This is a genomic window from Pseudomonas syringae, from assembly GCF_021606685.1.
Taxonomy (GTDB): Bacteria; Pseudomonadota; Gammaproteobacteria; order Pseudomonadales; family Pseudomonadaceae; genus Aquipseudomonas; species Aquipseudomonas syringae_R.
In genome coordinates this window covers 1-846 of record NZ_WKCB01000159.1, presented here as the reverse complement: position 1 = coordinate 846, position 846 = coordinate 1, and the positions used below count along the sequence as shown (strand labels likewise).

Here is an 846-nt window from a genome sequence, read left to right as displayed (position 1 = left end):
CAGATTCAGCGCGCCAAGGGTTATGAGCCTTTCGAGTGGATTACTGAATACCCCGTCGTTTCCTACGCTTACGACGACCTGGGCCGACTGATTTCAGCGACCAACGCCGTAGGCGAAACCGAGGTTTATCGCTACGACGAGCAGCACGTCATTTTGGAACGTGGACTGGCCGGTGGCGCGAGCTTCTTCTGGGAATGGGAACGCGCGGGCAAGGCGGCGCGCTGTGTCCGGCACTGGGCCAGTTTTTCGCAGATGGACACGCGTTATGCCTGGGACGATAACGGCCGCGTCACCGTGCACAACGCCGATGGCAGCCAGGAAGTGTATGTCCACGATGACCGTGCACGGCTGGTGCAACGTATCGACCCGGACGGCGCTGAGCATTACAAATCCTACGATGAAAAAGGCCGGCTGACGGTCGAGCAAGACCCGCTGGGGGCGGTGACGGCGTATCAGTACGACGACGCCGGACGCTTGGTGGCGTTGTTTCCTGGAGACGATGAGCCGACTTCCTACGAGCATGACAATGGCTTCGTACGGGTTGTAAGGCGTGGCGAAGCCGTTTGGAAGTATGAGCGGAACGATCAGGGTGATGTGGTTCGTAAGACCGATCCCGCCGGTCACCTCACGGACTACAGCTACGACAAATACGGGCAACTGATTGGGGTTTGGTATCCCGACGGCAGTGGTCATCGGCTGGTCTGGAATGAGCGGGGGCAGCTCATTGAAGAACAGCTGCCCAATGGCGCGATCAAGCGTTATCGCTATGACGATCTTGGGCGGCAGGTCGCGCGTGAGGACGAGTTTGGGGCGCTGACGCAGTATCAGTGGGATGCCGCAGGTCGC

At 59.6% G+C, this 846-nt stretch carries 1 pseudogene; it reads left to right on the top strand.

The window, feature by feature from the left end:
• Nucleotides 1–846: pseudogene (locus GIW02_RS27010) on the top strand (type IV secretion protein Rhs); the annotation flags it as partial.